This is a genomic window from Pseudomonas sp. PP3, assembly GCF_905336995.1.
GTDB classification, from domain to species: Bacteria; Pseudomonadota; Gammaproteobacteria; order Pseudomonadales; family Pseudomonadaceae; genus Aquipseudomonas; species Aquipseudomonas reinekei.
The window spans coordinates 2550580-2577487 of the sequence record NZ_HG995459.1 but is presented as its reverse complement, the minus strand read 5'-3'; the positions used below and the strand labels follow the sequence as shown (position 1 = coordinate 2577487).

24 protein-coding genes are annotated in these 26908 nt (G+C 58.7%); 19 read left to right on the top strand and 5 right to left on the bottom strand.

Annotation, left to right across the window (positions count from 1 at the left end):
- Positions 1 to 34: 34 nt before the first annotated feature.
- The 4 genes from psrA to phnX all read left to right on the top strand — a co-directional run bounded on the left by psrA (position 35) and on the right by phnX (position 4389).
- Positions 35 to 1126, top strand: a complete 1092-nt coding sequence (gene psrA, locus KHO07_RS11875) for an iron-containing alcohol dehydrogenase PsrA (RefSeq protein ID WP_212627286.1) — start codon at positions 35 to 37, stop codon at positions 1124 to 1126.
- A gap of 126 nt (positions 1127 to 1252) precedes the next feature.
- The gene (locus KHO07_RS11870; protein WP_212627285.1) at positions 1253 to 2548 is read left to right on the top strand and encodes an MFS transporter; all 1296 of its coding nucleotides are present in this window, start codon (positions 1253 to 1255) and stop codon (positions 2546 to 2548) included.
- Positions 2549 to 2602: 54 nt separating this feature from the next.
- Positions 2603 to 3475 carry a LysR substrate-binding domain-containing protein gene (locus KHO07_RS11865; RefSeq protein ID WP_150734489.1) on the top strand — a complete coding sequence of 291 codons (873 nt, stop codon included), beginning with the start codon at positions 2603 to 2605 and terminating at the stop codon, positions 3473 to 3475.
- An 86-nt stretch (positions 3476 to 3561) separates the two neighbouring features.
- Positions 3562 to 4389 carry a phosphonoacetaldehyde hydrolase gene (gene phnX, locus KHO07_RS11860; RefSeq protein ID WP_150734490.1) on the top strand — a complete coding sequence of 276 codons (828 nt, stop codon included), beginning with the start codon at positions 3562 to 3564 and terminating at the stop codon, positions 4387 to 4389.
- Positions 4390 to 4437: 48 nt separating this feature from the next.
- Here phnX and KHO07_RS11855 read toward each other — a convergent pair whose 3' ends face one another.
- Positions 4438 to 5361, bottom strand: a complete 924-nt coding sequence (locus KHO07_RS11855) for a LysR substrate-binding domain-containing protein (RefSeq protein WP_212627284.1) — start codon at positions 5359 to 5361, stop codon at positions 4438 to 4440.
- A 132-nt stretch (positions 5362 to 5493) separates the two neighbouring features.
- On the opposite strand from KHO07_RS11855, the gene KHO07_RS11850 reads away from it, so the two are divergent.
- The 3 genes from KHO07_RS11850 (at position 5494) to KHO07_RS11840 (ending at position 8837) form a co-directional block, all read left to right on the top strand.
- The gene (locus KHO07_RS11850; protein ID WP_212627283.1) at positions 5494 to 6162 is read left to right on the top strand and encodes a type 1 glutamine amidotransferase domain-containing protein; all 669 of its coding nucleotides are present in this window, start codon (positions 5494 to 5496) and stop codon (positions 6160 to 6162) included.
- A 99-nt stretch (positions 6163 to 6261) separates the two neighbouring features.
- On the top strand, positions 6262 to 6564 hold the full coding sequence (locus tag KHO07_RS11845; protein WP_150734493.1) for a DUF1330 domain-containing protein: 303 nt from the start codon (positions 6262 to 6264) through the stop codon (positions 6562 to 6564).
- 146 nt (positions 6565 to 6710) lie between these two features.
- Complete coding sequence (locus KHO07_RS11840; RefSeq protein WP_212627282.1) at positions 6711 to 8837, top strand: TonB-dependent receptor; 2127 nt, start codon at positions 6711 to 6713, stop codon at positions 8835 to 8837.
- A 1-nt stretch (position 8838) separates the two neighbouring features.
- On the opposite strand, the gene KHO07_RS11835 is transcribed toward KHO07_RS11840, so the two are convergent.
- A complete protein-coding gene (locus KHO07_RS11835; RefSeq protein WP_212627281.1) occupies positions 8839 to 9981 on the bottom strand; it encodes an aminotransferase class V-fold PLP-dependent enzyme in 1143 nt (380 codons plus the stop codon).
- A 196-nt stretch (positions 9982 to 10177) separates the two neighbouring features.
- Positions 10178 to 11113, bottom strand: a complete 936-nt coding sequence (locus KHO07_RS11830; protein WP_212627280.1) for a LysR family transcriptional regulator — start codon at positions 11111 to 11113, stop codon at positions 10178 to 10180.
- A gap of 179 nt (positions 11114 to 11292) precedes the next feature.
- Here KHO07_RS11830 and KHO07_RS11825 point away from each other — a divergent pair, with 179 nt between their 5' ends.
- The 9 genes from KHO07_RS11825 to KHO07_RS11785 all read left to right on the top strand — a co-directional run bounded on the left by KHO07_RS11825 (position 11293) and on the right by KHO07_RS11785 (position 19399).
- Positions 11293 to 12321: an alpha/beta hydrolase gene (locus tag KHO07_RS11825; protein WP_212627279.1), complete on the top strand. Its 1029-nt coding sequence runs from the start codon at positions 11293 to 11295 to the stop codon at positions 12319 to 12321.
- Entirely contained in the window at positions 12318 to 13529 is a 1212-nt protein-coding gene (locus KHO07_RS11820) for an MFS transporter (RefSeq protein WP_244858287.1), read from the top strand. Before KHO07_RS11825 ends, KHO07_RS11820 begins: the two co-directional genes overlap by 4 nt.
- Before the next feature lie 25 nt (positions 13530 to 13554).
- Positions 13555 to 14028, top strand: a complete 474-nt coding sequence (locus tag KHO07_RS11815) for a cyclophilin-like fold protein (RefSeq protein WP_244858286.1) — start codon at positions 13555 to 13557, stop codon at positions 14026 to 14028.
- 76 nt (positions 14029 to 14104) lie between these two features.
- A complete protein-coding gene (locus KHO07_RS11810) occupies positions 14105 to 14602 on the top strand; it encodes a cupin domain-containing protein (protein ID WP_212627278.1) in 498 nt (165 codons plus the stop codon).
- Positions 14580 to 15344 (top strand): carboxymuconolactone decarboxylase family protein, encoded by a 765-nt coding sequence (locus KHO07_RS11805; protein WP_212627277.1) that lies wholly within the window; start codon positions 14580 to 14582, stop codon positions 15342 to 15344. Before KHO07_RS11810 ends, KHO07_RS11805 begins: the two co-directional genes overlap by 23 nt.
- Before the next feature lie 182 nt (positions 15345 to 15526).
- Entirely contained in the window at positions 15527 to 16390 is an 864-nt protein-coding gene (locus KHO07_RS11800) for an AraC family transcriptional regulator (protein ID WP_212627276.1), read from the top strand.
- A 31-nt stretch (positions 16391 to 16421) separates the two neighbouring features.
- Entirely contained in the window at positions 16422 to 16808 is a 387-nt protein-coding gene (locus KHO07_RS11795; protein WP_150734502.1) for a cupin domain-containing protein, read from the top strand.
- 173 nt (positions 16809 to 16981) lie between these two features.
- The gene (locus tag KHO07_RS11790; RefSeq protein ID WP_150734503.1) at positions 16982 to 18055 is read left to right on the top strand and encodes an FAD-binding oxidoreductase; all 1074 of its coding nucleotides are present in this window, start codon (positions 16982 to 16984) and stop codon (positions 18053 to 18055) included.
- Between the two features lie 144 nt (positions 18056 to 18199).
- Positions 18200 to 19399, top strand: a complete 1200-nt coding sequence (locus KHO07_RS11785; protein ID WP_212627275.1) for an MFS transporter — start codon at positions 18200 to 18202, stop codon at positions 19397 to 19399.
- A 65-nt stretch (positions 19400 to 19464) separates the two neighbouring features.
- Here the strand turns inward: KHO07_RS11785 and KHO07_RS11780 are convergent, their stop codons facing one another.
- Both KHO07_RS11780 and KHO07_RS11775 read right to left on the bottom strand, forming a co-directional pair.
- Positions 19465 to 20919, bottom strand: a complete 1455-nt coding sequence (locus KHO07_RS11780; RefSeq protein WP_212627617.1) for a TrkH family potassium uptake protein — start codon at positions 20917 to 20919, stop codon at positions 19465 to 19467.
- 208 nt (positions 20920 to 21127) lie between these two features.
- On the bottom strand, positions 21128 to 23164 hold the full coding sequence (locus KHO07_RS11775; RefSeq protein WP_212627274.1) for an alkyl sulfatase dimerization domain-containing protein: 2037 nt from the start codon (positions 23162 to 23164) through the stop codon (positions 21128 to 21130).
- A gap of 163 nt (positions 23165 to 23327) precedes the next feature.
- Between KHO07_RS11775 and KHO07_RS11770 the strand changes: the two genes are divergently transcribed.
- The 3 genes from KHO07_RS11770 to KHO07_RS11760 all read left to right on the top strand — a co-directional run bounded on the left by KHO07_RS11770 (position 23328) and on the right by KHO07_RS11760 (position 26877).
- Entirely contained in the window at positions 23328 to 24287 is a 960-nt protein-coding gene (locus tag KHO07_RS11770; RefSeq protein ID WP_212627273.1) for a LysR family transcriptional regulator, read from the top strand.
- Between the two features lie 167 nt (positions 24288 to 24454).
- A complete protein-coding gene (locus KHO07_RS11765) occupies positions 24455 to 24907 on the top strand; it encodes a hypothetical protein (protein WP_150734507.1) in 453 nt (150 codons plus the stop codon).
- 311 nt (positions 24908 to 25218) lie between these two features.
- A complete protein-coding gene (locus KHO07_RS11760; RefSeq protein WP_212627272.1) occupies positions 25219 to 26877 on the top strand; it encodes an arylsulfatase in 1659 nt (552 codons plus the stop codon).
- Positions 26878 to 26908: the final 31 nt, after the last annotated feature.

The window sequence follows — 26908 nt, the reverse complement described above, 5'->3', positions numbered from 1 at the left end:
AGCCACTTCCAACAACAAGAACCAAGGACCCGCCATGACTGCCCGATTCCACAACCCCGTCGATACGCGTTTCGGCTGGGGTAGCCTGGAGGAGCTTGTCTCCCTCACCGAAAATCAGAAAGTCACCCTCGTCACCTTCCCCGAAGCCCGGGAGCTGGGGTTGGTTGACCGAATCCACGACTTGCTCGGCGATCGCTTGATCCATGTGATCGAGGATGTGCAACCCAATCCGGATGTGGCTCAACTGCGCGGTACGTATGAGCGCTTTTGGCAAGAGGCTGGAGATTGCCATACGGTGGTGGCTGTCGGCGGTGGCAGTGCCATTGATACGGCCAAAACGTTGATCGTGGGCACCGAGTCGGGGCGTTTTGACGAATTGCTCGCGTTGCTGGCAACGGGCAAGCCTTTCACCCCGGCGCGCCGCAAACTGTTGATCGCGGCGCCGACCACAGCGGGCACCGGAAGCGAAGTCACGCCCTGGGCTACGATCTGGGACGCCGCCAGCCACAAAAAATACTCTCTGCATCTGGAATGCACCTGGCCCGCAGTGGCGATCGTCGACCCGGAATTGATGCTGACCGTTCCCGGCAGCGTCACCATCTCCACCGGGCTGGATGCTTTGTCCCATGCCCTGGAGTCGGTCTGGAACATCAACGCCAACCCGGTTTCCGACACCTTCGCCGTCTCCGCGATCTCGGACATTCTCGAATGCTTGCCGCTCCTGAGTCGTGACCTGTCCAACAAGGAACTGCGCAGTCGCATGGCATTGGCAGCGCTCAAGGCGGGATTGGCGTTCTCCAACACCAAGACTGCCCTGGCCCATTCCATTTCCTATGAAATGACCCTGCACCACGGCCTGCCCCATGGCATCGCCTGCTCCTTCACCCTGCCGCTGGTTCTCGGTCTTGCCTGGGGCCATGACGAAGCACGCGATCGCACTCTCCAGCACATTTTCGGCAATGACCTGCACCACGCCCAGGACCGGCTGCGCAACTTCCTGCACAGCCTCAATGTGAAAACCGAGTTCGCCGACTACGGCGTCACGGCCACGCAGGCCCAGCAAATGATCGATTTCGCGATGCAAGGTGCACGCGGCAAGAACTTCATCGGTTCACGAGCGGCCTAGGGCCTGCCAGCCCCCGACACAGCACTGCCAGCGGCGTAACGAGCCGCGACGATTTCCTGCTGCACCTGAAAAGAGTGCACCCCGCGATGCAAGTCGCCGGGACCCAACAAGAATAAGGAAAAGATCATGAATCGTGCCCAAACCATGCCAGGTCTTGCCGTACACACTTCATCGTTCCGGGTCGCCCAGTGGCGCATGCTGCTGGCAGCCATGTTTTGTTATTTGTTTTTCTACACCGGACGGCAAACGTTCGGCTTTGCCATACCCGGTATCCAGGCCGAGTTCGGCCTGTCCAAGGAAACCCTTGGCTGGGTATCGGCCGCCATGCTCTGGGCCTACGCCATCGGCCAGGCCATCAATGGCAACCTGGCCGACAAATTCGGTGGCCGGCGCATCATGACCCTCGGCGCGGTGCTGTCCTGCGGCGCCAACTGGGTGACCAGTTTCGCCAGCGGTTTTGCCGGGCTGATCCTGCCTTGGGGAATCAACGGCTACTTCCAGGCGCTGGGCTGGGCGCCAGGCAGTCGACTGATCTCCAACTGGTGGAGCACCGGTGAGCGCGGCAAGGTTTATGGCTTTTATGTGTTCGCGGCCGGTTGCGCCTCCGTGCTGTCCTACGTCACCTCGATCGTTGTGCTGGAAGTGATGCAACTGGAGTGGCGCTGGATCTTCCGCCTGCCGGTGTTGCTGATGCTGGCCGGCGGCATCATCTTTTATCTGGTGGCCCGTGAACGTCCGCAGGACATGGGTTTTGAACCACTGGCCGACACCGGCGTGGCCAACGCCGACGACAAAAGTCACGAAGTCGCCCACGGTGAAACCGAGACCTCCGCGCAACGCTACAAGGCCGTGCTGAAAAACTTCCGCCTGATCATTGCTGCGCTGTCCCTCGGCTTTCAGAACGCCGCGCGCTATGGCCTGATCGTCTGGGTGCCGGTGCACTTTCTCGGCGCCGACTGGAAAAGCGGCGACAGCCTGCTCGATCCGAAATGGATCACCGTTGCCCTGCCGGTCGGCATGGCCATCGGCGCCCTCAGTAATGGCTGGATTTCCGACAAACTGTTCGGCTCCAAACGCTACCTGGCGATCATGCTCTACATGGTCCTCGGTGCCGGCACCAGTCTGTGGATGTGGACCCTGGCGCCGCACAGCGCAACCGGCCTGGTGGCGTTGTTTCTCTGCGGATTCTTTGTCTACGGCCCCGCTTCCAGTTTCTGGGCGTTGTGTCCGGACCTGGTAGGTGCCAAGCGCGCCGGTACCGCCACCGGTGTGATGAACTTCTCGTCCTATCTGTTCGCCGGCCTGGCGGAACCGCTGATCGGCAGTATGCTCGACAGTACCGGCAACACGTCGTTGATCTTCATCGTGGTCACCAGTGCCTGCCTGTGCAGCGCCGTGGTCGCGCTGTTCATCAGGCGTTGATGGCGGACGAAGGGGCTAGAACGACAAGCGACGACCCAGGAACAGGATCATTTCATGTACCAGTACCACAAGTGGCTGCGTTCTTTTCACGCGGTGGCGAAGACCGGCAGTTTCACCCTCGCCGCCGAGTACCTGAGCGTCGGGCAGCCGACCGTCAGTGAACAGGTCAATGCGTTGGAGAAGCGCTTTTCGGTCGAGTTGTTCCATCGCCGGGGCCGCTTTATCGAAATGAGTTCAGCGGGTCACCAGCTCTATGCAATCACCCAGGGTTTGTTCGGCCAGGAGGATGAAGCCGTGCAATTGCTGCAAAGTTTCAAGCAACGCAAGCTCGGCATGCTGCGCCTGGGCGCGGTATCGCCGCCGATTGCGATGAACCTGACCTATGAACTGATGCAACGGCACCCGGACATCGAACTGGAAACCTCGTTCTCACCTGAAAAGGAAACCCTGGATCGCCTGTTCAACTTCGATATCGACGTGGCCATTCTGGCGCTTTCGGAATTCGATCAACGCTTCGATACCCAGTTGTACCGACGCTATCCGATCATTGCCGTGGTCCGTGACGACCACCCATGGGCCCGGCAAAAAGAAGTGCACGTCGAGCAAATCAGCGATGAAAAATGGGTCATGCGCGAAAAAAGTTCACGCACCCGTCAGCTGGTTGAAGAAAGCTGCAAGCAACTGGGTGTTGCGCTGAATTGCGTGATGCAGTTGAACAGCCGTGAAGCCATCGTGCATGCCATCGCCAAGGGCATCGGCATCGGATTCGTCTCGGCGGTCGAGTACGCCGAAACCCCGGGCACCAAACCGATCACGTTCGTCAATCACCCGTTTTCCATCGACTACCACCTGTGCTGCCTGGGCATCCGCAGGAACAGGCCGATGATCGCGGAACTGTTCGATTCCGGTCCGATACCGACCACCTGATTCCGACTCACTCTGATCCACCTCACTGGCTTACTTCTTGATCACAAGAGGGACGGCCGGCCCACAACAAAAAATGGAGAATCACCATGAATTACCAACAACCATCGCAGCTGCAAGCCGTCGTCCTTGACTGGGCGGGTACCGTTGTCGATTTCGGATCCTTCGCCCCCACGCAGATTTTCGTCGAAGCGTTTGCCGAATTCGGCGTCGCCGTTTCGCTGGAGGAAGCACGGGGTCCGATGGGCATGGGCAAGTGGGATCACATCCGCACGCTGTGCAATCAACCGCAGATCGCCGAACGTTACCGCGCAGCGTTTGATCGCCTGCCCACCGATGACGATGTCACCGCACTGTATGAGCGGTTCATGCCGCTGCAAATCGAGAAGATCGCCCTGCACTCGGCGCTGATCCCCGGCGCCCTGGACGCCATTGCGGCCTTGCGTGACAAGGGGCTGAAGATCGGCTCCTGTTCCGGTTACCCGGCGGTGGTCATGGCTAAAGTGGTCGAGCTTGCGCGCCACAACGGATACGTCGCCGATCACGTCGTCGCCACCGACGAAGTACCCAACGGCCGGCCTCACCCGGCACAGGCCTTGGCCAACGTGATTGCCCTGGGGATCAGCGACGTCGCTGCCTGCGTCAAGGTCGATGACACCTGGCCGGGCATCCTCGAAGGCCGTAGCGCCGGGATGTGGACCGTGGCCCTGACCTGTTCCGGCAATGCCCTGGGTTTGACCTACGACCAATTCAAAGCCCTGCCCTCAGACAAACTGGCGGTAGAACGCACTCGCATCGCCAAGATGTTCGAAGGGTCGCGCCCACATTATCTGATCGACACCATCGCCGAACTGCCGGCGATCATCGAAGACATCAACGCTCGACTGGCACGCGGAGAAACTCCGCAAGGCGCCTGACGCAGAAGGCGGTAAGCGGTGCTTTCCGGAGCACCGCTTACCGCGCTTTCACTCACTGGGCTCTAGAGTTTCCCCGGTCAGCTCAGACGCAGTTTCCACCAATAGCTGGCGCAACCACTGGTGCGCCGGGTCTTGCCGATAACGCACATGCCAGGCGATCTCGACGGGAAAGCTGCCGAGGTCGACAGGCGACGGCACGATTTTGAGCCGCGGGTCTTTGGCGATCTGCCGGCAAATCAGTCGAGGCAGCGTCGCGCAGTAATCGGTCATCGCGATGATTTCCGGCACCGCGAGGAAATGCGTCACGGAAATCGCCAGGTCACGTCGTAGTCCTTGTCGCTCAAGTGCCTGGAAAAGGCCGACGCGCATCCGTCCCGGCGGCAGCACGTTGACATGCCGCAACTGCTCGTACTGCTCGCGCGACAGGCTGTCGGCGATATCGGGATGGTCGGCGCGCACGACGCAGGCCAGGCCATCGTCCATCAAATGCTGAACGATCAAATTATCCGGCGGATCGATGATGCGCCCAAGCGCCATGTCGGTCGTTCCCGAGATCACCCCCGTCTCCGTCAGGTCATTGCCGTAGGGCGTCAGGGACACTTTGACCCCGGGCGCCTGCTGCCGAAGTCTGGCAATGATGCGCGGCATCAGAACAATCTCGACATAGCTGTTCGGCGCGATGTTGAACTGCCGGGTGGACGTGGCGGGATCGAAATGCTGTCGGCCGATGATCACTTCATCGAGCCTGGCCAGGGTTTCCAGGATCACCGGGGCGATCTCTTCAGCGAACTGCGTGGGTTTGATGCCATAGCGTTCACGGATGAACAGAGGATCGCGCAGCGTGTCCCGCAGCCGATTCAGTGCGTTCGACAACGCAGGCTGGGTAATGCCGAGGCGGACGGCAGCGCGGGTAACACTGCGCTCCTCCATCAGCGCCATGAACACCGGCAGAAGATTGAGATCGTATCGCATGACTCATAACGCTCTGTGAATATCTAAAATCAGATAAGTAAATTTCTCGAATATCTGGGCGTGGGGCAAAGTTAGCCCATCCAAAGGGATCCGCCAAATCCATTCCAGCCTGTTCAACTCGAGGAATTCATCATGAGCATCAAACACGTCCTGTTCATCCTGACCAACACCGCCGAAATCGGCCCGAACCAGCGTCGCACCGGGTACTTCTTCCCTGAGGTCGCTCACCCTTACGAGGTGTTCGCCGAAGCAGGCGTGGCGGTCGAATACGCGTCGCCACTGGGCGGCACGCCGCCGGAAGACGGTTACGACGAAAGCGATCCGGCGCAACGGGCATTCCGCAACAGCGCGGCGATCCGGCGCATGGCCAACAGCCGCAAGCTGTCGCAAGTGGATGTGCTGGACTACGACGCGATCTTCTTCCCCGGCGGCCTGGGCCCGATGGTGGATATTGCCAACGATCCTGACGTCAAGCGTGCGGTGGAGCGGGCCTGGAACGGCGGCAAAATTGTCGCGGCCGTCTGCCATGGCCCGGCGGCCTTCCTCGGCGCGACACTGGAGGACGGCACCCCGCTGATTCGCGGCCGCAAGCTGACCTCGTTCTCCAACGAAGAAGAAGCCGGCTACGCGCAGGCAGACGTGCCGTTCAATCTGGAAGACGCATTGCGTGCCGAAGGTGCCGAGTATTCGTCGGCCGCGGCGTGGCAGGAAAAAGTCGTGGTCGACGGACGCTTGCTGACCGGGCAAAACCCCGCCTCCAGTGCCCTGTTGGCAAAAGCCATCGTTGAAGCGTTGCGCTGAGCATGCCCTGGCGCGAGCCCTGCCGGATCACTGCGGCAGGGCTTGAATCCGGCTTCTACCCGCTTTTGCACTGTGCATGATTTCACTGAGGAATTAACCATGTCCGCCTACGTCATTTTCATCCGCGAAGAAACCAAAGACGCCGCGCAAATGCAGGCGTATGCGCAGAAAGCCCCCGCCGCCCGCACGGGCCACGACATCACCCGCGTTGCCTTCTACGGCCAGCTCGAAGTACTCGAAGGCCCCTCGGCGGAAGGCGTTGCGATCCTGCGTTTCCCCGACATGGCCGCAGCACGCGCGTGGTATGCCAGCCCGGCCTATCAAGCGGCGCGTTTGCATCGTCTGAAGGGCGCCGAATACCGCATGCTGTTGGTTGAAGGCAGCGACGTTATGCCGGCATGACTGAAGACGTTTATCGATGACGAGACTGGCTTGCCCGCCCCAACCCGTTCTCGTTCAACGAAAAAAGCAAATTTCCCATGTGCTCCCTTCGTTCATTCTTACGTCGCAATGTTCATTGCCCGTGTCTAATGTCTGGAGTTCGTTCGATGCCCTCGCCCACTTCCTTCCCCGCTGCGCTGTTGGGGCTGGCCCTCGTTTGCCCGACCATGGTCGAGGCCCAGGGCCTAGAGCTGGGGCAAGTGCTGATCGGGGCTGAGGATCAAAGTGGCGAAGATCTGTCGATCGAACAGGCCAAGGAGCGACTTGCGCAAGTGCCCGGCGGCAGCAACGTGGTCGACATGCGCCGCCCTCTGCAGGGCCGCGTCGCCAGCAATCAGGATGTGCTGGCTTACCAACCGGGGATTTATGCGCAGTCGGCGGGCAATGAAGGGGTGAAGATTTCGATCCGTGGTTCGGGGATCAACCGTGCTCCCGGCGCCCACGCCTCGGGGTTGTACGCCATGCTCGACGGTCTGCCGCTGACCGGCCCCGGCGGCACGCCCTACGAGTTGCTGGAACCCTTGTGGCTCGATCATGTGGAAGTGCTGCGCGGCGCCAACGGTTTCGACAGGGGCGCACTGGCGCTGGGTGGCGCCATCGATTACGTCAGCCACACCGGCTACGATGCGCCGAAGTTGCAAGTGCGCTACGCGACCGGCAGCCATGGCTATCAGCAACGCCAGGTCAGCTCCGGGCAAGTCCTGGGCGACTTCGATTACTACGTGTCGATGACCGATGCAAATGCCGATGGCTATCAGGACCACACCGCCAGCGACAGCCAGGGGGTGATTGCCAACTTCGGTTATCGCTTCAACCCGAACCTGGAAACCCGCTTCTACCTGCGCTACCGCCAGACCGATAACGACCTCGCCGGTCGGGTAACCAAGGACTCCATCGAACACGATCCACGGGCAGCCAACCCCGCCTACGTGTCGCGGGATGACCGCCGTGAGCAGCCCGGCAGCACGTTTATCGGCAACAAGACCACCTACTACATCGATGACGATTCGAGCATCCAGACCGGCCTTGTCTACCACGACTACCCGATGGATTTACGCGAAGGTCCGAACCGCTTGAAGGTCGCGTACACCGATGTCAGCGGCACGTTCGATTACAAGCGTCGCGATACCCTCTGGGGCCTGCAAAGCCAAAGCACAACGGGCCTGCGCGTGACCAAGCACCTGCCCAACGCCGGCGCCAGCGAGCAGGTGCGCATTCCCACCGGCAACACCGCCGGTTACGCGCCGGGCACGCACATTCGCGACTTCACCTATCAGGGTTCGGACACCGTGCTGCACGTGGGCAATGATCTGGAGATCGCCGACGACCTGTGGCTGACCACCGGCCTCGCCGCCCTCTATACCCGCCGAGAAAGCGCCGTGACCTACCCCGAAACGGGCGGCAAGACCAGCCTGAGCGATTGGGACTACGCCCCGCGCGTGGGGCTGCGCTATCAACTGACGCCCGACTTGCAGCTGTTCGGCAACCTCAGCCGCTCGGTGGAGGCGCCGCACCCCTGGTCGCTGATCTACAGCTCTAACGTTCGATTCCCGGCAGGTACTGGCCCGGCCACGGGTGCCCAGCGCGATCCGATCGAACTGAAAAACCAGACCGCGACCACCCTGGAGCTCGGCGGTCGCGGCGACAGCGCGATGGGCCAATGGAGCCTGGCCTGGTATTACGCCCAAGTGCACAACGAATTGCTCTCGGTGTTGCCGGATGCCAACGCCACCACACCCTACGAACTCAACGCCAGCCCGACCGTGCATCAGGGTATGGAAGCCAGCTTGTTGAGCACCCTGTGGTCGCCGGAGCGCGGTGGCCGTTTGAGCCTGCGCCAGAGCTACACCTTCAGTGACTTCCATTACCGCGACGACGAGCGCTTCGGCGACAACCGCCTGCCGGGCCTGCCGATGCACTACTACCAGGGCGAACTGCGCTACGACTGGCCACAGGGTTTCTTCGCGGCGTTCAACACGCAGTGGGTATCGAAGGTGGCAGTCGACTACGCCAACAGCTACTACGCCGACCCCTACGCGATATTCGGTGCGACGCTGGGTTACAACGCGCCCAAGGGCGACTGGCAGACGTGGCTGGACATGCGCAACCTGACAGACAAGCACTACGCCGCCACCGTCACCCCGGGCTACGACGACAAAGGGCTCGACGCGGCGCGATCCACGCCCGGTGAAGGCATGGCGATGTACCTCGGGGTGTCGTGGAGCCTGCTTTGAGTCAGTGCGAGTCGTCCCCCATCACCTCGTCCAGTGCCTGCTCGAGGGTGCTGACCGTACGCTCGATGTTGTGCAGCTTTTCGAGTCCGAACAGACCGATGCGGAAGGTCTGGAAGTCGGCCGGCTCGTCGCATTGCAACGGCACTCCGGCAGCGATCTGCAGGCCATGGCTGGCAAATTTCTTGCCGTTCTTGATGTCGGCATCATCGGTGTAGCTCACCACGACGCCAGGGGCCTGAAAGCCGGCAGCGGCCACGCTTTTGAAGCCTTTGCCGGTCAACATGGCGCGCACCCGGTCGCCCAGCGCCTGTTGCTCGGCGCGGACCTTGTCGAAACCGTAGGCTTGCGTCTCTTTCATCACTTCGTTGAATCGCGCGAGGGAATCGCTGGGCATGGTCGCATGGTAGGCATGCCCGCCCTGTTCATAGGCCTGCATGATCTGCAGCCACTTTTTCAGGTCGCAGGCGAAGCTGCTGCTCTGCGTCTGTTCGATGCGCTGGAGGGCCAACGAACTGAGCATCACCAGGGCGCAGCAAGGTGAGGCGCTCCAGCCTTTCTGTGGTGCGCTGATCAGCACGTCGACTGCGCATTTCTGCATATCCACCCACAGCGTGCCCGAAGCGATGCAGTCCAGCACGAACAGGCCACCCACCGCATGCACGGCGTCGCCGACGGCCCGCAGGTACTCGTCGGGCAGGATAATCCCTGATGAGGTTTCAACATGGGGGGCAAAGACAATCTGCGGCTTGTGCGCCGCAATGGCTGCCAGCACCTCGTCCAGCGGGGCTGGGGCGTAGGCCGCCTGGCGACCCGGGTCGACCGGTCGGGCTTTGAGCACCGTCGTGGCCGCCGGGATGTTGCCCATGTCAAGGATCTGGCTCCAGCGGTAGCTGAACCAGCCGTTGCGTATCACCAGGCATTGCTGGCCGGAGGCAAACTGACGCGCCACCGCTTCCATGCCGAAGGTGCCACTGCCCGGAACCACCGCAACAGCCTGGGCGTTGTAGACCTGTTTCAGGGTGCTGGAAATGTTCTTCATCACGCCTTGAAATGACTGCGACATGTGATTGAGCGAGCGGTCGGTGTAGACCACTGAGTACTCGACCAGCCCCTCCGGATCGATACTCGGATATAGCTTTGACATGGTTGACTCCTTCGGCAGAGATGTCCGTGTTGTCGACCCTGCCCTAAGCCTTGGCAAATCACAAGATGGCTCGGTACACGCATCGCCAAAGACTGGGACACCGAGGGTGTCGACAAGAGCGAGCGGCGCACCAACGCCTGGATTCTCCCCAGTGTCTGGCATAGTCATGGGTATGACGCGATGGTGGGCTTCAAAATCAACTTTTAGAGGCCGTGCGTTCGGGTGTTGAGGTCGGAGGCGAACGATCAACCCGCAACGCATCAACTACCAGCGAAAACGCCTGGGAGGGTTGTCGGCGGCTGGGGTAATACAGATGAAAGCCGCCGAAGGGTTCGCACCAGTCCTCCAATACCCGGATAAGCCGCCCGTCGGCGAGTTCCGCGGCAAACTCGTCCTCGGGCAGATAAGCGATGCCCAGCCCACCCACCGCAGCATCGGCGATATGGGTGGTGGAGTTGAATACCAGCTGGCCGTCTACACGCACTTTAAGCTTCTTGCCCAGGCGTTCGAATTCCCATGCATCCACGCCGTCATAGGTGGGAAAACGGATATCGATACAGCGATGCGCTGCCAGATCGCGAGGGTGTTGCGGGACGGGGTTTTTCGCGAAGTAGCCTGGCGCGGCAACGACCGCCATTCGAATAGGCGGGCCAATGGGCACGGCAATCATGTCCTGGGCCACCGTGTCGCTGAACCGTACGCCGGCATCGAAACGGTCGGCGACGATATCGCGAAAGCCATAGTTGATATCGAATTCCAGCTTGATGTCCGGATACATCTGCAACAGCGGCGTCAACTTGGGCAGCAGCGTTGTCTTGATGATGTTGTCACCACAGGTAATGCGTACCGTGCCGGCCGGTTTATCCCGCAGCTCGGTCAACGCTTCCACTTCGGCCTCGATTTCATCGAAGCGACGACCCACCGCTTCCAGCAATCGTTCGCCCGCCGCCGTCAGCGACACGCTGCGCGTGGTGCGGGTCAGCAAGCGAATTTTCAAACGATCTTCCAGTGCGGAAACCACCTGGCTCACAGCCGATTGCGTCACCCCAAGTTGTACCGCCGCACGGGTAAAGCTGCCCACCCGCGCCACGGTCACGAAAGCCAGCAGATCATTGAAATTGGGTTTGGCCATAGCGGGACCGCTCGATCGATTGATTAGGTAAGGTTATAGCCGCATTAAGCATTCATTAGCTAATCAAAACCTCATTATTACGTAACACTAACCCGCATCCCGGCCACTCTCCCTGAAAAGCGGCGCGCATTGCACTAACTGCCTGCGTCGCCTTCAGCTTTCCCCCAACAGGATGCCCCATGAAAAGACTGCTCGTAATGCTCGGGTTGCTCATCAGTTCATTCACCGCCTTAGGAGCCGATATGTCCAACGGTGCAGATAATTTCTTTAAAAGTGACAAGGTGACCGTGCAAAAGGTCAGCTTCAAGAATCAGTACCAGCTCAATGTCGTGGGCAATCTGTTCATGCCAAAAGGACTGGACAGCGGCACACGCAACCCGGCCATTATCGTTGGCCACCCCATGGGCGCGGTAAAGGAGCAAAGCTCCAACCTCTATGCGCAAAAACTGGCGGAACAAGGCTTCGTTACCCTGGCGCTGGATTTGTCGTTCTGGGGCGAAAGCGAAGGCCAACCACGTAACGCGGTACTGCCAGACATGTACGCCGAGGACTTCAGCGCCGCCGTGGATTACCTCGGCACGCGGCCGTTTATCGACCGCCAGCGCATTGGCGTGCTGGGGATTTGTGGCAGCGGCAGCTTTGTCATTAGTGCAGCCAAGATCGACCCGCGCATGAAAGCCATCGCCACTGTCAGCATGTATGACATGGGCGCCGCCAACCGCAACGGGCTCAAGCACTCGCAAACCCTTGAGGAGCGCAAGCGACTCATCGCGGCCGCGGCCGAGCAGCGTTATACGGAATTTACCGGTGGCAATATCGAATACACCGGCGGCACGGTGCTGGAGCTCAATGCCGACACTCACCCTATTCAGCGCGAGTTCTTTGACTTCTACCGCACCCCGCGTGGCGAATTCACCCCGGCCGGTGCCACGCCGCAACGGACCACCCGCCCGACGCTGAGCAGTAATACCAAGTTCATGAATTTCTACCCATTCGTCGATATCGAGAGCATTTCACCTCGTCCAATGTTGTTTATTACAGGTGAAAACGCCCACTCCCGCGAGTTCAGCGAAGAGGCGTTTCGCCTGGCAGGCGAACCTAAAGAGCTGGTCATTGTGCCCAACGCAGGCCATGTCGATCTGTACGACCGCGTCGACCTGATTCCTTTCGCCAAGCTGAGCCAGTTCTTTCAGGTACACCTGCAATGACCGCCGACGTCCACCTGCATGCCAGCGCCTTGAGCGAAACCGGTACGCGTACCGGTCATTGGGGCGGTGTTTATGCGATGACGCTCTGCGTATTCGCGCTGATCGCCTCGGAGTTCATGCCAGTTAGCCTGCTGACACCCTTGGCAAACGATCTGCAGGTCAGCCAAGGCCTCGCGGGCCAAGGCCTTGCCATATCTGGCGCGTTTGCGGTGCTGGCCAGCCTGTCGATCAGCTGGATCGCCGGCACCCTGGACAGAAAAACCCTGTTGCTGGCCCTGACCGGGTTGATGGCTGTATCGGGCACCCTTGTGGCACTTGCCCCGAACTACCTGATCTACATGGTTGGGCGAGCCCTGATCGGCGTCGTGATTGGCGGATTCTGGTCGATGTCGGCAGCCACTGCGATGCGCCTGGTACCGGCGGCACAAGTGCCAAGGGCGCTGGCTGTTTTCAACAGCGGCAACGCCCTCGCGACGGTGGTGGCAGCGCCACTGGGCAGTTATCTGGGCTCAGTTGTGGGTTGGCGTGGTGCGTTCCTGTGCCTGGTTCCGGTGGCGTTGATTGCGCTGGTTTGGCAGTGGATCAGCTTACCGAGCATGGCAACACAGAAGCGTACGCCGGGCGCTGGCAATGTTTTCAAACTGCTGAAAAACCGCATGGTGGCGTTAGGCATGGCCGCTGCTGGCTTGTTTTTCATGGGCCAGTTTGCGCTGTTCACCTACCTGCGCCCGTTTCTGGAAACGGTCACCCAGGTCAACGTGCCGATGCTTTCTCTGCTGCTATTGGTGATAGGCGTCGCTGGCTTTTGCGGCACAGCGCTGATCGGATCAGTGCTCAAGCGCAGCCTGTACGGCACCTTAAGTACCATCTCGCTGCTGATGGCAGTTGTTGCTGTAGCGCTGATTCCTGCGGGCACTTGGGTTATCGCGGTAGCGGTATTCCTCGGCCTATGGGGCTTTATTGCGACGGCAGCGCCCGTGGGCTGGTGGAGCTGGATTGCGCACGCCTTGCCTGATCACGCCGAGGCAGGCGGCGGCCTGATGGTGGCGATTGTTCAATTGGCTATCGCAGTGGGCTCTACCGTCGGCGGCGTACTGTTTGACACTCTCGGCTACCAGAGCACATTTATCGCCAGCGCCGCGATGCTGATGCTCGCCGCCTTGCTGATCTTTCTAACCTCACGTTCGCCGATGCCGCACACCCGGTGAGCCCTCGATTCCAAGGAGCAAGGCCTTGTTTATTGATCATTCCCCTGGATGGAAGGGCCTCTGGTTCGCGGCCTGGATGCCATTTGCGCTATCGGCTTCGCCTCTCGCCGCTGCGACAGATATCGCCGGCCCATCAACAGGCATGGAGAACAACACGATGTGGATGACCATAGGCCAACAGCGCTTCGCCATTACCCTTGAGGACAACCGGAGCACTCGGGAGCTTGCCGCCCGTTTGCCGCTCACCCTGGACATGAGCGATCTGAACGACAACGAAAAGCACGTCACCTTGCAGCGCCCGTTACCCACTCAAACTTATCGGCCTGGAACAATCCACAACGGTGATTTCCTCCTGTACGGCCCTGACACATTGGTGGTCTTTTATAAATCCTTCAGTTCGTCTTACAGCTATACCCGTCTCGGTCGCATCGACAACCCAGCGGGCCTCTCGCAGGCTCTGGGTCGGCATGATGTTCGGGTGACGTTTTCAGCGGATTAGTTTCAGTCATCTTCCGTCCGGCCAGTTATGTCACGTGGTGCGCACACCCACTCGCACGTTGATCCAGGAGCTTCTTATGCCGTCCAAGCACACTCATTCAACCCTGGCCGCATTGGCGCTACTCACCGCCAACTGCATCGAACCAACCTTCGCGGCCGAGCTGAGTCCTGCCAGCCAGAAAATCACACGTGCGGGTGAGCAGGCTTCGATGACAGGGCCTGCCGATTATTTCACTGGTCACGTGCGGGTCGATCCATTGACGACTGCAACGGCCGAACTCAACACCTCAACGGTCTACGTCACCTTTGAACCTGGCGCTCGTTCGGCCTGGCACACGCATCCTGCCGGACAATATCTTGTCGTGACAGCGGGGGTCGGACGTACTCAGGAATGGGGAAAGGCAGTGCAGGAATTACGTCCCGGTGATGTGGTGTTTTGCCCGCCAGGGGTAAAGCACTGGCATGGCGCCGCGCCATCGACTGCCATGACGCACATAGCTATCACTGGCATGAAGAACGGCAACAACGTCCGTTGGATGGAGAAGGTCAGCGATGAACAGTACTCAACCAAGTAAATATCGCTATGCCCGCTTGGGGCCGTTAGCCGGCCTGGTAGTGCTGGCCAGTGTTTTAGCTGCTCACGTATCGAGTGCCAGTACCACACACAATTCGGAGACAACGACAGTGACGGAACAAACCCTGACTGCAAAACAACTGGCTGTCGCCTCTATCGGTGCCAGCATGGCGACCGGCGATATGCCCCGTTTGCGCGATGCGCTCAATCGCGGTCTCGATGCCGGCCTGACGATTAGTGAGTGCAAGGAAATCCTGGTTCAGCTCTATGCGTATGCCGGTTTCCCGCGCAGCCTCAATGCACTTTCGCAACTGATGAGCTTGTTGCAAGAGCGCGAAGCACGTGGCGTTCACGACGAACCGGGGCGCGAACCAGGCCCTGTGCCGTCGGGCCACGCCTTGCTCGACCTGGGCACCGACAATCAAACCCGTCTGGTGGGTGCGCCGGTCTCAGGGCCGCTGTTTGAGTTCGCCCCTGCCATTGACCAGTTTCTGAAGGTTCACCTGTTCGGCGATATCTTCGCCCGAGACAACCTCGATTGGGCTGCTCGTGAACTGGCCACTGTCGGGGCACTTGCCGCGATGTCAGGGTTAGCGCCGCAGTTGGAGTCGCACCTGAAGATCAGCATGAATGTTGGCCTCACCGCGCAGCAGTTGAACCAAGTGGCTAGCGAACTCAGAAAGCGTGGTGACCAAGAGGCGGCGGAACGCATTGTCTTGGCCCTGGATAAAATCGGAGGCTGACGAGGCCAGCGATGACGACGGGATATTGATGAATTCAGCTGGAACGGCTAACTAAATCCGTGGATTGCGAGTCAGGCTCTCCTTTTGATAAAGCCTGCCCCCGTATTCCTCGCGCAGGTATAGTCGTGCCATCGACGGCGTATCACAGCCCCGTTAATTCAGGCATTCCCGGACAGCCATTCATGGATCGAAATAACGCTTTCTCTGCAACGGATTGGGTTCTGCGAAATGCCGAACCCGGGCGAATAGAACGAATCGAGGCATGGTTCGGCGGGCATGGATACGACCCGCATCGCCATGACACCTACTCCATCGGCCGGACACTGTCAGGCGTACAGAGCTTCCATTACAAGGGCGCTTTGCGCCACGGTATACCGGGGAATACGCTGGTACTGCATCCAGACGAGCTACATGACGGAATGGCCGGGACCGAGGCGGGCTTCCGTTACCGGATGGCCTATGTCGATCCCGCGATGATTCAGCAAGTACTTGGCGGAGAGTCACTGCCCTATGTTGCCGGTGGTCTGTCCAATGATTCGCGCCTGTATCACGCCAGCCAACCTTTCGCGCAGGCACTGGATCATCCGCTCGACACCCTGGAGGAGCAGGACGCATTGTTTGACCTTGCAATGGCGCTGCGAGCGGTCGCAGGCAAACCGCGCGGGCGCAAAAACCCGGACTATCAGGCTGCCAAGCGGGCAAGAGAGTTCATCATGGCCAATCTTCATGTGGGGATTACCCTGGAGATGCTCGAGCACGCCTGCGGGCGTGAACGCTGGAGCCTGTCGCGCGACTTCAGAGCGTTATTCGGCACCAGCCCCTATCGCTTTGTAACGTTGCGCCGTCTGGATTTGTTCCGCGCGCTGATTCTTGATCGCTTCACGCTCGTAGACGCAGCACTGGCAGCGGGCTTCCACGACCAGAGCCATATGACCCGACATTTCACCGCCTGTTTCGGCGTGCCGCCGATGCGCTGGCTCGAGCGCATTCGAGCCCAGCGTCAACTTGCAGGATCGTACAAGCCCGAGCCCAAGTCCCTCCGTTAGGGTAACGACTCACTTTTAACGGGGACCCACCATGCAAGACTTTCTCAAAGAACCAGGCGCGCACGCCGTCAACCTGGCCCACAAGGCTTCGCTCATCGATCAGCCATGGAGCCCACGGGTGGTTGCCGAGATGAACGACTACCAGTTCAAGGTCGTACGCATTGAGGGCGAGTTCATTTGGCACTCACACCCGGAAACCGACGAAGCTTTTTTTGTGTTAGAGGGAACGCTGCGTATTGATCTGCCCCATGGCAGCGTATATGTCGCCCCAGGCGAGCTCTACGTGGTGCCACGAGGCGTAGAGCACAGAACCGCCGCAGAGGGCGAAGCCAGACTGATGATGATCGAACCACGCGCAATACTGAATACCGGCCATGAAGGTGGCGAACGTACGGCAAATAACGACGTCTGGATCTAGACCAGGGCGCCGCCATACCTGATGGACGGCGCTGACTGTTAGATTCCCAGTCCGGCGAAAGGCTGATTCTGGCAGTAGCAGACACTCAAAATGCGTCCTGAACGATCAGGATCTCATGTCATGGAGTCATCCAGCTGTCGTACCATCGGCCCATCGACAGAACGGAGGTTGATATGGGAAATGGCCAGGGCAAACGAGTTGTTGTCATTGGTGCAGGCATCGTAGGCGCGTCATTGGCGTATCACTTGGCAGGTAAAGGCGCGAATGTCACCCTGGTCGAGGCTGAAGGTATAGCTTCGGGAGTGACTGGCAGTTCATTCGCCTGGATCAATGCCTCACACCCCGGACCTGACCCAATTGCGCAACTGCGCGGTTCTGCAATTCAGGAATACCGCCGACTCGAAACGCAGCTGCCTGATCTGCAGATACGATGGACCGGTGCCTTGTCTTATAGCGAGATGGCGAGTGGAGCGCTGCCGATCCCTGGTGACCAAGCTTCGGCAAACCGGGTGTCTCGATCGCAGATTCTCGACCTCGAACCCAATCTCAAGAACCCTCCCCAGTCTGCTTTGTATGCGGCTGAAGAAGGGGCACTGGATGCAGTGGCAGTTTCGCATGCGTTAATCGCCAGTGCCGAGGCATATGGGGCGAAGGTGCTCACTCAGACGCGAGTGCTCGGGTTTGTAACCCAGAATGCGAAGGTGACCGGAGTCGAAACAACAAACGGCGTCATTGATGCCGATATTGTGGTATTGGCAGCCGGGACAGGCATCACGAAGCTGACCGGCATGCTTGGCGTGCCCCTGCCAATAGAAGCCTCGCCTGCCATTTTCATCCGTTACAAGTCACAACCCAACCTCGTGCACACCCTCATCTCCAGCCCTGAAATGGAGGTGCGGCAAAGTTCGGATGGTGCGTTGCTGGCGGCAGAAGATTACCTGGACGACGCCATGGAAAATCAGCCGGCAGCGATAGCGCTTCGAACCGCCAAGACTATCCAGAACGAACTCCATGGTGTTGTTTCCATTGAACCGGAACGGGCTTGTGTCGGACTGAGGCCCATGCCTGCCGATGGCATCCCCGTCGTCGGATACCTACCAAAAGTGGGCGGCGTCTATGTTTGTGCAATGCACCCTGGAATTACGTTGGCGGCGGTTGTGGGACGCCTTGCCAGTGAGGAGATCATCGATGAAAAGACGTCCAGTGCCCTTCGCCCATGCCGGCCCGAGCGATTCTTGCGAGTGTAGTGAATCCTCTTGTCAGGCAGCACTGCGGCCAATAGCGGACGTTCTATCGCAGCTATTGGCCAAATAAAGTACAAACGCTGAATCAAATGACCTTGGATCGGCGGTGGAATGACGTAGAAGCGAACACTTCGACAGGAAGTCATCATGCGCAGGGATTACCTGGCTTTTTTCATTTCGTTGTTTCTGTCGCGACTGGCGGATCAGATCCTGCTCTTCGTCGTACCGTTGGTGGTCTTCCAGACCACCAACAGCGCGTCCTGGGCTGGTCTGGCGTTTTTCGTCGAATCGCTGCCGCGCTTTCTCGCGTTTCCGGTGTGCGGGGCCTTGTGCGACAAGTTCTCGCCCGTCAGGATCCTGCACATCAGCCAGATCTACCGCGCCCTCCTTTGTGGGGTGGCAGTGGGGCTCTATGCCCTCTTCGGCGGCATCGCCTGGGTGGTCATACTGTCAGCCCTCTGCGGGGTGTTGACCACCCAGGGCATCATGGCCAGGGAAGTGCTGATGCCGCATATCTTCCAGCACTACAGCTACACCAGGACCTTGTCCTACTCTCAAATCGCCGACCAGACCGGGCTAGTCCTCGGGCCATTGGCAGCGGCGCTTTTGCTGGAGGTCTGGGGCTGGCACTGGGTGGTCCTGTGGGTCGCCGGGTTGTTCCTGCTGGCTGAACTGAGCATGCGGATGTGGCAACGTTGGAGCCGCATCACCCTGGAGGTGTTCGAGCAGCACCAGGACATCTGGCTGCAACCGCTGCGTATCGCCTTCGGGCATATCCGCCAGCAGGTGGAATTGCAAAAAATCATCACGCTGGCCGCTGGCGTGAACCTGATCATCGGGGTCACCCTGGCCACATCGGCGGCCATGGTGATTGGCGAGTACGGTGGTGGCAAGGATGGCTACGCCGCGCTGCAGGCGGCTGGCGCTGTGACGACCATCGCGATCCTGTTCTTCCTCGCCCGGGTGGTGCTGCCGCTGCGAGTGTTGGGTGGTGTCGGCTATGCGATGATCACCGCCGGAGCCTTCATCAGCGCCCTGAGCGCTAACCTGGCCGGTTATGTGGTGGGTTTCCTGCTGATTGTTGGCTTCGACAAGATGTTCAACGTCTACATGCGCAGCCTGCGTCAACGGGTGATTCCGCCCCAGGACTTCGGCAAGACCGTGGGCGTGATTACCTTACTCAACAACCTGTCTCAACCGTTTGCCGGCCTTCTGGTAGCGCTACTGGCCGCACCTTTGGGGGTTGAACGCATAATCCTGTTGCTGGCCGTGCTAACCACGCTGATCGGCGCCGCGGCCATGTGCTGGTTTGCCAAGGCTCGAAGCGTCCGAGCCGCCGTCTCCTGAAGTCCGTTTTTGGCCGTCTGCTCCCCTTGGCAAGCATCGGTAGTCTCAGTCCTCGTTTAGCTGGGTCAATATCTCCAGAAAACTGGAGTGACGAGTACCAGCACCGTCAGGATTTCCAGCCTTCCCAGCAGCATTCCAACGGTGAGCAGCCATTTGGCGGCGTCCGGTAATGATGAGAAATTGCCGGCCGGCCCAATGATGGTGCCAAGCCCCGGCCCGACGTTACACACCGCCGTGGCGGCACCGCTCAACGCGGTTGTCCAGTCAAGCCCAATGAGCGCCAGGCCCAAGGCGATGGCGGCAATCGTGACGGTGAAGAAAAACGAGAAGGTCAAAAGCGAGCGCACGATCTCTTCGTCGATGGGATGGCCGTTGTACTTCTTCTGAATCACGGCTCGAGGATGGATCAACTGCTTCAAGCTGCTCACCAGTAGAGCGGCAGCCACCTGAAAACGGAAGATTTTAAGACCGCCCGCCGTTGACCCGGAACAGCCACCGACGAAGGTCAGATAGAAAAACAGCAAGACAGCGAAGCTGCCCCACAAGGTGTAGTCGCCAACGGCAATTCCGGTGGTCGTGACGACCGAGGTGACATTGACCGCCACGATACGAAACGCATCCCACCATCGGTAATCGCTGTGAAAACACAGCCAGGTCCCCACAGCCAGCCATGTGACGAGCAAGAATCCAATGAATCCGCGGACTTGATGGTCCTTGATCAGCGCGCGCCGATTGCCCCGCAATGTCGCGACGTACAAGGTGAACGGCAGGCTGCCGAAAATCATGATGACGACCGCCACCCAGTGAATCGCTGGTTGCGTCCAATGCCCAAGGGAGGAGTCCGACGTTGAGAACCCTCCGGTAGAGATCAGCGACATTGCATGGTTGACCGCTTCAAATGGCGTCATTCCAGCAAGCCAGAGCGCCAGCGTTCCAACCCCGGTAAGCCCCAGATAGAGCAAAAGAATGTACTTGGCGGCCACATGGGAACGCGGAGTCACTTTCTCCGACCAATCTGAGGACTCTGTCTGGAACAGACGCATGCCGCCTACCCGCAACAGTGGAAGGATCGCCACAGCCATGCCGATAAAACCGATGCCGCCCAACCAATGCAGCATGGAGCGCCATATCAGCAAGCCGGGCGATGAGGTATCCAGACCGGTGAGTACGGTAGAACCCGTGGTTGTGATGCCAGACATCGTTTCGAAGAATGCGTCGGTGTAGCTGATATGGCTGATCAACACCATTGGCAATGCTGCGAAAGTGCACACGACTATCCAGCTTGCGGTCGTCAGCAAGTACATGTCCCTGGGACGAAGCTGGCCAACATCCGGGCGTCCCCGCACGACCAATAGAAGGCCACAGACGAAGGTAATCAAACTCGACCAGAGAAAGGCCGACAGATCGTCGTTACGCTCATATGCCACCAGCGTGATCATGGGAATAGCCATGCTTGTAGCCAGCGTGATCAGAAAAATGCCCAGGATGAAGCCGATAAGCCGAATTGCTGCGAGTGACATGACAATAACGTTCCAGATTAGCGCCGCGCAGTATTGGATACCAAAGCTGAAGACCCCGTAAATTTTTCGTAAATTTATACGGGCAATACCACTGGCTGTCTGGCGACGCGGATCCTGCATGACGATGCAGCCCCCCCCTGCGCACTCTATGTCATCGGGTGCGCAAGGGGGCCTCGGCCTGAAACAGGATGAAACCCGCCCCTGTGACTTACTGCTGGGTGCCCGGCAGCAGTTCAAAGGTAGGGGTAAACGGGGTGATGGCGGCCATCAACTGTTCGAAGGGTTTGTGATCGCCTTCAAAGGTGGCTTTGCCCGCCGCGACCAGTTGCGCGAAGCTGGTTTTCCTTGCCATCACGCCTTCAAGATCCGAGCGGTTGAGCGTGAGGGTCAGGTCAGCCTTTTTCGCTTGCTGCCCCTTGATGGTGGTCAGCGTTGAATTGCTCAACTCAACCACAAACTGCTCACCGTTGTCGGGTGTCTTGAGATTCAAAACCAAGTGTTGATCCGCGACTTTACTGCCATCCAGGGCAATGCCGAGGTATTCCAGCCACAACTCGGTGCTCATGGCGCGGATCATGTCCGGCCCGGTGGGTTTTGGCGGCACGCCCTTGGGCATGCCATGGCGTAGTTCATACGCCGCCGTGAGAAAGCTGTTGCGCACGCCGGCACTTTCCTTCTGATACCCAACCTGCTCGTAGACGTCCGCGAGCAGATCCTTGGCCTGGGTGTTCTGGGGTTCGGCGTACACCAGTTTATTGAGAATTTCATAGGCTTCGCGGTATTTGCCCTGATCGAACAAGGACTTTCCCTTGGTCATGATCTTGTCCGCGCCGCCCATCATTTCCACGTACAACGGTGCCGAATCTTTCGGCGACAACGGCATCAGTGTCGCCGGGTTGGCATCCCAGTAACCCAGGTAACGATTGATCACCGCACGGCTGTTGTGCTCTTCGGAGCCGTGGTAGCTATGGGTCGCCCAGTTGTTTTTCAGGCTTTCGGGCAACTTGTAGACGTTTTGAATCTCGTTGATGGTGACGCCCTGGTTAGCAGCGTGCAGTACGGCGTTGTTCAGATTCGCATAGGCATCGCGTTGTGCGCGCATGACGTCCTGAATTCGCTCGTTACCCCAGCGTGGCCAGCTGTGGGAGGCGAACATGACATCGGCGTGCTGTCCGTAGCGATACAAGGCGTTGTTGATGTTCTTCGACCAGACCAGCGGATCTCGCACCAGCGCGCCGCGCAAGGTGTAAATGTTGTGGATGGTGCCGATGATGTTTTCGGCCGCCCAGAAGGCTTTGAATTGCGGAAACCAGGTGTTCATTTCCGCGGGGGCTTCGGTGCCGGGAGTGCTCTGGAACTCCATTTCCACGCCGTCGATGGTCAGGGTTTCGAAGTCTTTCGCGATGTAGCGATTGGGTTCAATCAGGCCCATGTTGCCAAGGGAGGCATTTTTTCCGATGGCCATGTCGACATGCCCATAGGGGCTGCGCGGCAACATCACGCCGTATTGGAAGAAGGCGCGTCGGGTCATGGCGTTGCCGGCGTAGACGTTTTCAGCCACGGCATGCTCCATGAAACCGGTGGGTGCGATGAGGGGGATCTTGCCGCTGCGCACATCGGCTTCGTCGACCAGACCGCGGACACCTCCGAAATGGTCGGCGTGGGAGTGAGAGATCACTATCGCCACGACCGGGCGCTTGCCGAGTTTTTCATTGATGAAATCCAGGGCAGCCTTGGCGGTTTCCTTCGACATCAAGGTGTCGAACACAATCCAGCCCGTATCGCCCTTGATGAAGGTGATGTTGGCCAGGTCAAACCCACGCACTTGGTAAATCTTTTCCGGAACGACCTCATACAGACCGAAGGCCATGTTGAGTACCGCCTGGCGCTGCAACGACGGATTGATGCTGTCGAAGTCCTTCCCGCCCTGCAGGAAGTCATAGCTCCCCATATTCCAGGCGACATTCCCCGCCTCGGCCATGATCTTGTTGTAGGACGGTGCAGCGATGAAGCCTTTCCTGGCCTCTTCAAAATCGCGTTTGTCAGCGAACGGAAGCGACTTGCGTACGGCATTTTGCGCTTCGATCGTGTAGGACGAAGGCGCTTTGCCCTTGCTGTCGAAGTGCGCGCTTTGTGTCGGGGCCGGATCAGAACTTGCGCCGTTTGCATCGGCAGCAAAGAGCATCGGGCTGACGCCGCTCCCAAGGGTGATTGCCAATGCCAGATGAAGGGTCTTGTTGTGCATGAGGGTTCCTGCGCCAGAGGGCCATGAGCGTCAATGCGGAAATTTGCGCTCGATTGTATTTATTGGGTACGCGTCAATTTGACCCGCATGGCCATGAATAGCATATTCATTTCATTCCGAAAAATTCCGTTTTATCCATTTTCGATAACATAAAGGTTATGACATGACGCCGCGTCGCTTACGTCAGTTTCTGGCATTGATCGACCATGCCCACTTTGGTCGAGCGGCCAAAGCGTTGGGGGTTTCCCAGCCGGCGCTGAGCAAAAGCATCCAGTTGCTGGAGAGTGAACTGGGGGTCACGCTGTTTGATCGACGCACGGACGGCGTCGTACTGACGGCATTTGGTGAGTTGCTGCGGGAAAAAAGCCAGCGCCTGTTGGTGGCCGAAGAGGATTTGCGGCGCGACATCACCCTGTTGGCGGGAGGCGAAATCGGTGCACTGAAAGTGGCCTTGGGTCCCTATCCGAGTGTCACCAGCGGCTACGCCAGCATCGCGCGCTTGCATGCCCGGCATCCGCAGATCAAGGTCACTGCCCACGTCGCCGGCTGGCGCGAAGTCGCTCATCAGGTCGCCACCGGTGCAGTGGACCTGGGCATCGCCGAAATCAGCACCTTGCAAGGCCGTGAAGCGTTCACCTGTGAACTGCTGGGTGAGCATGTGGGCCGCCTGTTTTGTCGCCCGGGCCATCCGCTGCTATCGCAAAAACCTTCACCAACGCTGGCGCAAACACTCGATTACCCATGGGTGGCCTCGCGCATTCCGCTGCGACTGGCGACCCATTTGCTTCCGGCTACGTTGGGTTGTGCCGGCGCCTACGATCCCTTGACGGGTGACTTTGTCCCGGCGATCGAAATAGACGTGCCCATGCAAATCGTCAAATTCGTCGAGAACAGCAATGCCCTGGCATTGGGTAATCTTTCGACGTTTGAGCAGGAAATCAGCGCAGGGGCCATCGTGCCGCTGCCCGCCCATGACCCTGCCCTGCGCACCCGTTATGGCTTCATCTACCTGAAAGAGCGTTCACTGCCACCCGCGGTAGAGATTTACATGCGGGAGGTGCGGGCTGTGGAAGCAGAAATTTGTCAGCGTGAGCGCATCCTGGCCCGGATGGGCGGTGAGTGAAATGGGCTATTCACTACTTGAAAGAGCATGCCAACTGACAACGCCTGACGGGTAACCGGGGGATTCAAGGGACCATAAATAATAGATAGTCAAGAACGCAATGCGACGTTATTGAGCTATACCCAATAGTCCCCCCCACGCACTTCTTCCAATATTGGAGGTTGGCAATGAAACCCTGTCTTCCCCTTTCAGCACTATTGATCACCGCAACTCTTTTCGGCTGTTCCAACGCCTCACACCACCAATCAATGAACCTCCCTTTGGCAGCGACCCATAGAAACCCTGGTCATACCGCCACGACCACATTGACCGGCGAAGGTAACCAAACCAATTTTGATTTCTACATCACCGGCGTTCCAAACGGGACCATCCTGCCGCCGCGCATCTACACCTTCATCAACAAAGGCAGTTGCCAGCAACCTGGGCCAGCGGCGTTCGCAATGAACGACAAGGTCAATACTGAACCCAATGCAGGCACGGGTGGATGGACCTTTTACAGGAGCGCGCCGATTCCCCTGCCAGAGCTGCTTTCCGGCAAGTACGCCATTGTCGTGCGCACTTCACCCGAGGATGGCAACGCCGATATTTTCTGTGGTGATGTAGTACATGCGACTCGATGAAATACCCAGTGTCATGCGTAGTTGAGTCGCGGTGTATGTGGCGATTGTGTTGACTGCTTTCATCGTGGTGTTAACCAGTCTGTAATTCTGGCGTTACATCAGCCAATAAAACATTGCAATCGCCCGTTCATTTAAAAAAACCGCACTAGACTCCTTCCTGCGCCTTAATCCGTGCACGGTCATGCAACAGGGGGGAAATGATTCTGTACGCAGTACCTAGGCTAATTGCTCGGTGGTCAATGCACCAAGGGTTAATAGATGTGCACTCATCACCCGGTTGCCAGCACCAAGAAACAACGAGGAATCCTGGTATGGAACAGCTATCGGATCGTTTCAAACTCTCAATAGTCTTTGCTGCGCTTTTGTCATTGAACGGACTGGCCCATGCGGCACAAACGGAAAAAACCAATATTCTGTTTATCGTCTCTGACGATACCGGCTATGGCGACCTGGGTCCCTACGGTGGCGGTGTTGGTCGAGGCATGCCGACACCCAGCATCGATCAGCTCGCGGCAGAAGGGGTCACTTTTTACTCTTTTTACGCCCAGCCAAGTTGCACACCGGGTCGTGCGGCCATGCAGACCGGGCGTATCCCCAATCGCAGCGGCATGACCACTGTGGCCTTCCAGGGCCAGGGCGGTGGCTTGCCAGCCGCCGAGTGGACATTGGCATCGGTGTTGAAAACCGGCGGCTATGACACCTACTTCACCGGCAAATGGCACTTGGGCGAAGCCGATTATGCGCTGCCTAATGCGCAGGGTTACGACGTAATGAAATACGTCGGGCTGTATCACCTCAATGCCTACACCTACGCAGACCCGACCTGGTTTCCGGACATGGATCCGGAAACCCGTGAGATGTTCCAACGGGTCACCAAGGGCGCCTTGTCTGGCAAGGCGGGGGAAAAACCGGTCGAAGAATTCAAGGTCAACGGCCAGTACGTGGACACCCCTGTCGTAGACGGCAAACCCGGCGTGGTGGGCATTCCGTTCTTTGATAACTACGTCGAAAAAGCCGCCCTGGAGTTTCTCGACACTGCGGCCAAATCGGACAAGCCGTTTTTCATCAACGTCAACTTCATGAAAGTGCACCAGCCCAACATGCCGGCACCGGAATTCGTTCACAAGTCCATGTCCAAGTCCAAATACGCCGACTCCGTCGTCGAACTGGACACCCACATTGGCCGCATCATGGACAAGCTCAAGGCACTCGGCCTGGATAAGAACACCCTGGTGGTCTACACCACCGACAACGGGGCCTGGCAGGATGTTTATCCGGACGCTGGTTACACGCCGTTCCGCGGCACCAAAGGCACGGTGCGTGAAGGTGGCAACCGGGTACCGGCGATTGCCGTCTGGCCAGACAAGATCAAGCCCGACACCAAAAACCACGAAATGCTCGGTGGCCTGGACCTGATGGCAACGTTCGCTTCCGTGGCGGGCGTGAAGTTGCCGGAAAAAGATCGCGAAGGTCAGCCGATCATCTTCGACAGTTACGACATGACGCCCGTGCTCACCGGCAGTGGCCCTTCACCGCGCAAAGAGTGGTTCTACTTTACCGAGAACGAACTGTCACCAGGCGCGGCCCGTGTCGGTAACTACAAGGCCGTGTTCAACCTGCGCGGTGATAACGGCGCGCAAACCGGCGGTTTGGCGGTGGACACCAATCTCGGATGGAAAGGTGCAGAAAAATATGTGGCCGTCGTCCCGCAGGTCTTTGACTTGTGGCAAGACCCGCAAGAGCGTTATGACCTGTTCATGAACAACTTCACCGAACGCACCTGGACAATGGTCCCGATCTCGGCCGCGATCATCAAGTTGATGAAAACCTACGTCGATTACCCACCACGCAAACTGCAAAGCATGGGTTACGACGGGCCGATCGAACTGTCGCAATACCAGAAATTCCAGTACGTGCGTGACGTCCTGAAAAAAGAAGGGGTCAACCTGCCGATGCCAGCCGGCAACTGATCAGACAGGCGAAACATGGCGGTCTTGTCAG